The sequence below is a fragment of the Mycobacterium sp. SMC-17 genome, from assembly GCF_045310915.1.
Taxonomy (GTDB): domain Bacteria; phylum Actinomycetota; class Actinomycetes; order Mycobacteriales; family Mycobacteriaceae; genus Mycobacterium.
Genome location: NZ_JBJIAK010000094.1, coordinates 1 through 8,271, shown reverse-complemented (window position 1 = coordinate 8,271; position 8,271 = coordinate 1). Strand labels below are relative to the sequence as shown.

Annotated in this window: 9 protein-coding genes; 5 read left to right on the top strand and 4 right to left on the bottom strand. The window is 64.8% G+C overall.

Annotated elements, in window-relative coordinates:
• From ACJH7A_RS29590 to ACJH7A_RS29575, 4 genes are all read left to right on the top strand, one after another.
• Window positions 1-1,137, top strand: a 1,137-nt coding sequence (locus ACJH7A_RS29590; RefSeq protein WP_406803236.1) for a 4Fe-4S dicluster domain-containing protein, incomplete at its 5' end; no start/stop codon positions are given.
• Entirely contained in the window at window positions 1,134-1,820 is a 687-nt protein-coding gene (gene narJ / locus ACJH7A_RS29585) for a nitrate reductase molybdenum cofactor assembly chaperone (RefSeq protein ID WP_318983979.1), read from the top strand. The genes ACJH7A_RS29590 and narJ, both read left to right, overlap by 4 nt.
• Window positions 1,817-2,560 carry a respiratory nitrate reductase subunit gamma gene (narI, locus tag ACJH7A_RS29580; RefSeq protein ID WP_318983978.1) on the top strand — a complete coding sequence of 248 codons (744 nt, stop codon included), beginning with the start codon at window positions 1,817-1,819 and terminating at the stop codon, window positions 2,558-2,560. Before narJ ends, narI begins: the two co-directional genes overlap by 4 nt.
• A gap of 173 nt (window positions 2,561-2,733) precedes the next feature.
• The gene (locus ACJH7A_RS29575) at window positions 2,734-4,131 is read left to right on the top strand and encodes a nitrate/nitrite transporter (RefSeq protein ID WP_318983977.1); all 1,398 of its coding nucleotides are present in this window, start codon (window positions 2,734-2,736) and stop codon (window positions 4,129-4,131) included.
• Window positions 4,132-4,144: 13 nt separating this feature from the next.
• Here the strand turns inward: ACJH7A_RS29575 and ACJH7A_RS29570 are convergent, their stop codons facing one another.
• The gene (locus ACJH7A_RS29570; RefSeq protein WP_318983976.1) at window positions 4,145-4,909 is read right to left on the bottom strand and encodes an SDR family NAD(P)-dependent oxidoreductase; all 765 of its coding nucleotides are present in this window, start codon (window positions 4,907-4,909) and stop codon (window positions 4,145-4,147) included.
• A gap of 58 nt (window positions 4,910-4,967) precedes the next feature.
• Here ACJH7A_RS29570 and ACJH7A_RS29565 point away from each other — a divergent pair, with 58 nt between their 5' ends.
• On the top strand, window positions 4,968-5,882 hold the full coding sequence (locus tag ACJH7A_RS29565; RefSeq protein ID WP_318983975.1) for a LysR family transcriptional regulator: 915 nt from the start codon (window positions 4,968-4,970) through the stop codon (window positions 5,880-5,882).
• A gap of 31 nt (window positions 5,883-5,913) precedes the next feature.
• Here the strand turns inward: ACJH7A_RS29565 and ACJH7A_RS29560 are convergent, their stop codons facing one another.
• From ACJH7A_RS29560 to ACJH7A_RS29550, 3 genes are all read right to left on the bottom strand, one after another.
• On the bottom strand, window positions 5,914-6,270 hold the full coding sequence (locus ACJH7A_RS29560; protein ID WP_371824588.1) for a WhiB family transcriptional regulator: 357 nt from the start codon (window positions 6,268-6,270) through the stop codon (window positions 5,914-5,916).
• A gap of 53 nt (window positions 6,271-6,323) precedes the next feature.
• Window positions 6,324-7,562, bottom strand: a complete 1,239-nt coding sequence (glgC, locus tag ACJH7A_RS29555) for a glucose-1-phosphate adenylyltransferase (protein ID WP_212807509.1) — start codon at window positions 7,560-7,562, stop codon at window positions 6,324-6,326.
• Between the two features lie 78 nt (window positions 7,563-7,640).
• On the bottom strand, window positions 7,641-8,271 hold a 631-nt coding region (locus ACJH7A_RS29550; RefSeq protein WP_406803235.1), incomplete at its 5' end, for a DeoR/GlpR family DNA-binding transcription regulator.

The window sequence follows — 8,271 nt, the reverse complement described above, 5'->3', positions numbered from 1 at the left end:
CCGTTGCTGGCCAAGGTCGAAGAGGTCAGCCAGAAGGTCAAGCTCGAATTCGAGCAGACGTTCATGTTCTACCTGCCGCGGATCTGCGAGCACTGCCTGAACCCGGCCTGTGCCGCGGCGTGCCCGTCGGGCGCCATCTACAAGCGTGCCGAGGACGGCATCGTCCTGGTGGATCAGGACAAGTGCCGCGGCTGGCGCCAGTGCGTCACCGGCTGCCCGTACAAGAAGATCTACTTCAACCACAAGACCGGCAAGGCCGAGAAGTGCACCTTCTGTTACCCCCGTGTCGAGGTGGGTATCCCGACGGTCTGCTCCGAGACGTGCGTCGGCCGGCTGCGGTACATCGGTGTGATGCTCTACGACGCCGACAAGGTGCTGGAAGCGGCGTCGGTCACCGATGAAAAGGACCTGTATCCGTCGCAGCTCGGGGTGTTCCTCAACCCGCACGACCCGCGCGTGGTCGCCGAGGCCGAGCGAGCCGGCATCTCGCCCGAATGGATTGAGGCTGCGCAGAATTCACCGGTCTACCGGCTGATCGTCGATTACCAGGTGGCGCTGCCGTTGCACCCGGAATACCGCACCATGCCGATGGTCTGGTACGTCCCTCCGCTGTCGCCGGTGGTGGACATCCTCAAGGAAACCGGCCACGACGGCGAGAACAAGAACAACCTGTTCGGCGCCATCGACACGCTGCGGATCCCGATCGAGTACCTCGCCGAGCTGTTCACCGCGGGGGAGGTCGGGCCCGTCCGGGCGGCCTTACAGCGACTGGCCGCCATGCGCGCCTACATGCGGTCGGCGAACCTCGGCGAGGAGTTCGACGAGACCATTCCCGAGTCGGTGCGACTCACCGGCGAGGAGATCGAGTCGATGTACCGGCTGCTGGCCATCGCCAAATACCAAGACCGATACGTCATTCCGAGCGGTGCGGGTTCCGACGCGCACCGACTCGACGCGATCGCCACCGGCTGCAGCCTCGACGGTGACGGTGGTCCGGGAATGTCGGCCTTCGACGCGATGGCTGACAAGTTCCACCTCGTCGACACCAACAGTGCTGTGCCGAAGGACGATCCGACGCGGGTCAACCTGCTCAACTGGGACGGCCGCAGTCCCGACGGACTGGTGCCGAGCCGATGAAGCTCCTGTCCCTGGGGCGCCGGACGGCGACCGGTCCGGACCTGTCCGAGCACCAGCAACGGCTGGTGTGGCGCATCACGGCGCTGTTGCTCGACTACCCGACCGCCGAAACATGCGCCCTCACCGACGAACTGGCTGCTGCCGCAGGTGAACTGCCGGAGCCGATCCGCACTCACGTGACCGACTTCCTGTGGTACTTCTGCGAGACCAACGCCACCGAGCGCGCCACCCGGTACGTCGAGACGTTCGACATGCGCCGACGGACGAGCCTGCACCTGACGTATTACGCCTACGGCGACACCCGCAAGAGAGGGATGGCGCTGCTGCGGTTCAAGCACGCCTATCGGCAGGCGGACATCACCATCGGCGACGAAGAGCTGCCCGACTACCTGCCGCTGGTGCTCGAATTCGCCGCCACCGTCGACCAGGCGCGCGGCGAACGACTCCTGGCCGAGCACGTGCCGGTTCTCGAGCTGTTGCGGCTGTCGTTGCAGGACAGCGGTTCTCCATATGCCGCTCTGCTGGCCGCGGTCCTGGCGACCCTGCCGCCGATCAACACCGCCGATCGCCGGCGCATCACTGAACTCGCCGCCGACGGCCCGCCAGAGGAGGACGTCGGCCTGGATCCGTTCGGCATGGATCCGATGATGATGGATCCCGCCATGACTGGAGGCAGACGATGACCAACCTCTTGTGGATGACGTTGCCGTACATCGCCTTCACGTCGTTCGTGTTGGGGCACATCTGGCGCTACCGGACCGACCAATTCGGCTGGACCACAAGGTCATCGCAGATCTACGAGAGCCGACTGCTGCGGCTCGGCAGCCCACTGTTCCACTTCGGCATCCTCGGCGTGCTGGGCGGACACGTAGTCGGCCTGCTCATCCCGGAATCGTGGACTTCGGCGATCGGCATTTCCGAACACACCTATCACCTGATGGCGATCGGGATGGGTGCGCCGGCGGGGTTCGCGGTGATCGCCGGCGCCGCCATCCTGTTGTACCGCCGTACGAAGGTGCCCGCCGTACGCGCTGCCACCACCGTCAGTGACAAGCTCATGTACCTGCTGCTGGTCGGCGCACTGGTCACCGGCATGGTCAACACCCTGGGCAACGTGGTGTCGGCATACAACTACCGGGAGACCGTATCCCCTTGGCTACGGAGTCTTTTCACTCCGCACCCGACGCCCGAATTGATGTCGACAGCGCCCCTGTCCTTCCAGGTGCACGTGCTCATCGTCCTGACGCTTTTCGGTATCTGGCCCTACACGCGGCTGGTGCACATGTTCAGCGCCCCGGTCGGGTACCTGGTGCGGCCGTACGTCGTCTACCGCAGCCGGGACCCGCAGCGCGCCAGCAACAGTCGGTACGCGAAGGCCTGGGTGACGCCGCAGGCGCCGCCTCCTCGCAGTCGCTGGGTCTAGATCCTGCTGCTGTGCCGAACGTCAAGAGCGAGAAATCGCCGAATCTTGGTCATCTACTTCACGTTCGGCGTTTGAGACGCCTCACACGATGACCCGCCTGCGGGTGAGTGAATTGTCACCGCCGGGTCATCGCTCGGAGCCTCGGGGAAACATGAAAATTCTATGTTTGCAACATGTTTCGATCTCGAACCATTACTGACTGGGACCCCGAAGACATCGTTGCCTGGGAGGCCGGTAACAAGAATGTCGCCCGGCGGAACCTGATCTGGTCGGTGATCGCGGAGCACATCGGGCTCTCGGTCTGGACCATGTGGTCGGTCATGGTGTTGTTCATGCCGCAGTCCGTGTACGGCTTCACCGCCGGGGACAAGTTCCTGCTGGCCGCCACCGCGACTCTCGTGGGTGGCTGCCTGCGCATCCCGTACACGATGGCGACCGCGACCTTCGGTGGCCGCAACTGGACCGTCTTCTCCGCGCTCGTGCTCTTCGTTCCGACGCTGGGCAGCATGTGGCTGCTGGCGCATCCGGGGCTTCCGTTGTGGCCGTATCTCGTGTGTGCGGCACTCGCCGGCCTCGGTGGTGGCAACTTCGCGTCGTCGATGACCAACATCAACGCGTTCTACCCGCAGCGACTCAAGGGCTGGGCGCTCGGAATCAACGCCGGCGGAGGCAATCTCGGTGTGCCGGCCATTCAGGTGGTGGGCCTGCTGGTGATCGCCGTGGCGGGTAACCGCGCACCCCACTGGGTGTGCGCGATCTACCTTGTCCTGTTGGCTGTCGCCGCGATCGGTGCCGCTTTGTTCATGAACAACCTTGCACAGCACCGAATCGACTCCGGGGCGATGCGTGCCATCCTGACCGAGCCGGACACCTGGAGCATCGCTTTCCTGTACATCGGGACGTTCGGCTCGTTCATCGGCTTCTCGTTCGCCTTCAGCCAGGTCCTGCAGATCAACTTCGTCGCGGGTGGCCAGAGTGCCGCGCAGGCGGCGCTGCACGCGGCTCAGATCGCGTTCGTGGGTCCGCTGCTCGGTTCGGTGGCCCGGGTCTACGGCGGGAAGCTCGCCGACCGCATCGGCGGTGCTCGCGTGACCGTGGCAGCCTTCGCCGGCATGATCGTGTTTGGCGCACTGCTGATTTCGGTGTCGACCTACCACGACCACACTGGCGGTGCCGTCGACGCGGCCACCCTGACCGGCTTCATCGTCGGCTTCGTCGCGCTGTTCATCCTGTCGGGTATCGGCAACGGTTCGGTGTACAAGATGATCCCGTCGATCTTCGAGGCCCGCAGCCACTCGGTGGTGGGCAGCAAGATCGACCGGCAGAACTGGTCCCGCGGGATGTCCGGCGCCCTCATCGGCTTCGCCGGTGCCATCGGCGCGCTGGGAGGCGTGGGCATCAACCTGGCGTTGCGGCAGTCCTACCTGTCCAGTGGTTCTGCCACCGCGGCGTTCTGGGTGTTCGTCACCTTCTACATCGCCGCCCTGACGCTGACCTGGACGCGCTACATCCGGACCCCGCTGCCTGTGATCGAACCCGCCCAGCCGGCCGAAGCGGTCGGCGTGGCCTGAGTCGGCCGTCCGGTCAGTTGCTGTGCGGGTCGGCCGAGTTGAGAACGGCCACCGCATGGTCGTACTCACCGCGCACTTCGGCATAACGTAAGAACTTGACGTTCTCGACCTGAATCTCATCGGCAGCCGGCTGGTTCTCGAGGATCGCGACGACTTCGCTCACGAACTGCTCGAGCGGCATGGCCCACTCGCTGTCGCGCTGCCCGGGCACCAGGTCGGTCCGCACCGCGGGCGGCTGGAGTTCCTTGAATTCCACCGAGGAACCGGCGAATTGCAGCCGCAGCGTCTCGGTCAGCAGGTGGATGGCAGCTTTGGAGGCGTTGTAGCTCGGAGTCACCTTCAGCGGAGTGAATCCCAGGCCTGACGACACGGTGATGACAGTGGCAGCGGGTTGGGTCTGCAGATGTTCGATGAATGCGGCGATGAGCCGGATCGTGCCCAGCACGTTGGTGTTGATGGTCGTTTCTGCCGCAGCCAGGAAGCTCTCCGGTGCGTGCCAGTCTTCGATCTTCATCACCCCGGCCATGGTGATCACCACGTTCACATCGGGATGCTCGGCCAGCACCTGAGTGGCCACGGCTTGGATGCTGTCGGGGTCCGCGGTGTCGATACGGACCGCATCGATCCCGGGATGTTCGGCGGTGATCTGGCGGAGCAGCTGTTCGCGGCGGCCGCCGATGATGACGTTGTTTCCTTTGTCCCGCAGGGCGATTGCCAACGCGAGCCCGATGCCGCTCGTGGCACCCGGGATGAAAATGGTGTTGCCGGAAATCTTCATGGCTCCAAGCCTGCTCGCGCACCGACCATTTGTCACATGCATATCTATGATATTCGCTATGCTCACGACGCATACCGAGCGGGCAGACTTGAATCTGCTGACACCATTGGTCGCACTGCTCGAGGAACGGCAGGTATCGCGCGCTGCGTCCCGAATCGGGCTCAGCCAACCTGCCATGAGCCGCGCCCTGCAGCGGCTGCGCAGACTGCTCGATGACCCGCTGCTCGTTCGCGATCCGGACGGATTCCGGCTGTCGGCCCGTGCCGAGGACATTCACCGCCAGCTCACCACGCTGATACCGCTGCTCGAAACCCTCCTGGCGCCAGCGGAGTTCGATCCCGGCGCGTCAACGCAGCCGGTCCACATCGCCGGGAGTGACTACGCTGTCCACACCTACGGCCCTGCCATCGCACGCTTGATCCGATCGCAGTCACCTGGCACGACAATACGTTTCCGCAGCTGGCGCCCCGACGGGATCGAGGATCAGATCCGCCGTGGCGCGGTCGATCTGGGGCTCTACGGGGGCCACACGCCGGACGATCTGAACGCCACTCAGCTCGTCACCGAGCACTTCAAGTGCGTTGTATCCGAAGGGCATCCGCTGGCGGCGCGAGGCGCGATAACCCTTGAGGAGTATCTCGAGTTCGGCCACGTGGTCGTGGACGTGGCGGATGGGGTGCAGCCCGATATCGATTACCGCATCGCGGAGCTGGGCAGGGTCCGCCGGGCGGTGGTCACGGTGCCGTATCACACCGCGACGCTTCCGATGCTTCATGGAACCGATTTGGTGGCAACACTTCCCGGTCGATTTGTCGACGCTTGGATCGCCGGCTCTGAACTACGCCTGCTGCCCGCGCCGGCCGAGATCGCGACGATGCCCTACCGGATGATCTGGCATCCTGCGTTCGAACTCGATCGTCGCCACCAGTGGCTGCGGGAGTGCGTGCGCAGTGCCGTCACCGACCACGAGTGAGTTCAGTGTTCCCGGCGGTGTGGCGCTATTCCTATTCACCGCTCGCAGCAGCCAGTCCGGCGCGTCGGGCCTCCCGGCGCTTCGACGTACTCAGGTTTCCGGCCGCGCGCGGATCTGAAATACCCAGCGCAGCAAGACGTTCGGATTCAGATACGCCACCCCAGATGCCGTACGGCTCGCCGGACAGCAGTGCAAAGGCGGCGCACGGGGCCTTCACCGGACATTGGCGACAAATCTCTTTGGCGCGTTGTTCGCGTTGTCTACGCGCCCGGCCCCGTTCGTTGTCGGGGTGAAAGAAGACGCTGGAATCCATTGAGCGGCAACGGGCAGACTCCTGCCATTCCCATTCGTCGGCCACCGGCCGGATCGCCGGTGCGGGCAGTGGCAACGCGGTTCGCTTCCCGATCATGTTCTACCTCCTGCTTCCTACTCGGTTGTTGGTCATGCGGTGACCCGTTGGCCTTTACCGACGACCGTCACCCCGCCGTCGGAGATGACGAAGCCGCGTGCCCTGTCATGCTCCTTGTCGACGCCGACCTGGGCGCCGGCCGGAATCACGACGTTCTTGTCGACAATGGCGTTGCGGACCAAGGCATGTGCGCCGATCACGGTGTTGTCCAGGATCACCGAGCGGTCCACCGTGGCGTGCTCCTCGACGCGAACACCAGGTGACAGGACCGATTCTCGGACCAGCGCGCCGGAGATGATCACGCCGTTGGAGATGACGCTGTTGACGGCGCGGCCGACCCGGTCGCCATCATCGTGGACGAACTTCGCCGGTGGGTGGGGCGGAATGTGCGTCAGGATCGGCCACGCGCTGTTGTACAAGTCGAAAGCCGGGACCACGGCGCACAGGTCCATGTGGGAGTCGTAGTAGGAGTCCAACGTTCCGACGTCGCGCCAGTAACCGCTGTTCTCGGCATGGGTGCCCGGGACCTGGTTGCTCTGAAAGTCGTAGACCTGGGCGCGGCCCTGTTCGACCATCATCGGCATGATGTCGCCACCCATGTCGTGCTTGCTGAACTCGTCGGCGGCGTCGGCATGTAGCGCATCGATGAGTACCTCGGTCGAGAAGACATAGTTGCCCATCGAGACGAACGATTCGTCGGGGGCGTCGGGTAGGCCCGGCGGGTCGCTGGGTTTCTCCAGGAACGCCTCGACCTGCCGTCCGTCGCCCGCGGTTTTGATCACGCCGAAGGCACTCGCCTCGCCACGCGGCACCCGGATTCCGGCGACGGTGGCGCCGGCGCCACCGTCGAGGTGCTGCTTGATCATCTGCCGCGGGTCCATGCGGTACACGTGATCGGCGCCGAAAACCGCAACGAGATCGGGCTTTTCGTCGTGAATGAGGTTCAGTGACTGGTGGATGGCGTTGGCCGAACCCGTGTACCACTGCGGGCCCAGACGCTGTTGGGCGGGTACGGGAGTCACGTAGTTGCCGAGCAGGCTGCTCATTCGCCACGTCGTGGTGATGTGGCGATCGAGGCTGTGGCTCTTGTACTGCGTGAGGACGGCGATCCGCAGTACGCCGGCGTTGACCAGATTCGAGAGCGCGAAGTCGACGAGTCGGTACAGTCCGGCGAACGGCACCGCGGGCTTGGCTCGGTCGAGTGTCAGTGGGGACAGCCGTTTGCCTTCGCCTCCGGCCAGGACCAGACCGAGGATTTTCGGATCGGCCATGTGCATTCTCCTTCTGGGCAGCGGGCGACGGCTGGTGAACTCATGGATTGGCGAAAGTTGTTGCGTTGGCGGCAGATATCACGCCTGCTCCACGGTCACGCCGGCGGCGGAAAGCTCGGAGAGTTGCCGGCTGTCGACGCCGGTGTCGGTGATCAGCAGCTGGATGTCTTCCAGCCGGCCGTACTGGGCGCCGCTGACGGCCCCGAACTTGCTGTGGTCGGCGAGCAGGATGCGGCGGTGTGCGCACGCGAGCATGCGTCGTTTCACGGCGGCTTCAGACGGGGCGGGGGTGGTGAGCCCGCGGTCGATGCTGATGCCGTTGGCGCCCAGGAAGGCGACGTCGACGTTGATCTCGGCGAGCGCGCGGGCCGCCCAATCGTCCACCTCGGCAAAGGTCTTCGACCGGACCCGGCCGCCCAATGTGTAGACCGTCAGCAGTGGCCGGTTGAGCAGGGTCAGTGCCTGCGTCAACGAGTTGGTGTACACGGTGAGTTCGCGGTCGCCGGGAAACTGCTCGACCAGCTGCGCGGTGGTGGACCCGGCGTCGATCAGAACCGATCCACGTTCCGGAAGATGTGCGAGCGCGGCCTTGGCGATGCGGGCCTTCTCGGCGAGGAACTCGGTCCGGGTCTCGACGGCAGGTTCGTAGGGGAGGTAGTCGACGCGTACCGCGCCACCGTGCACCCGCCGCAACAGGCCCTGGCGCTCC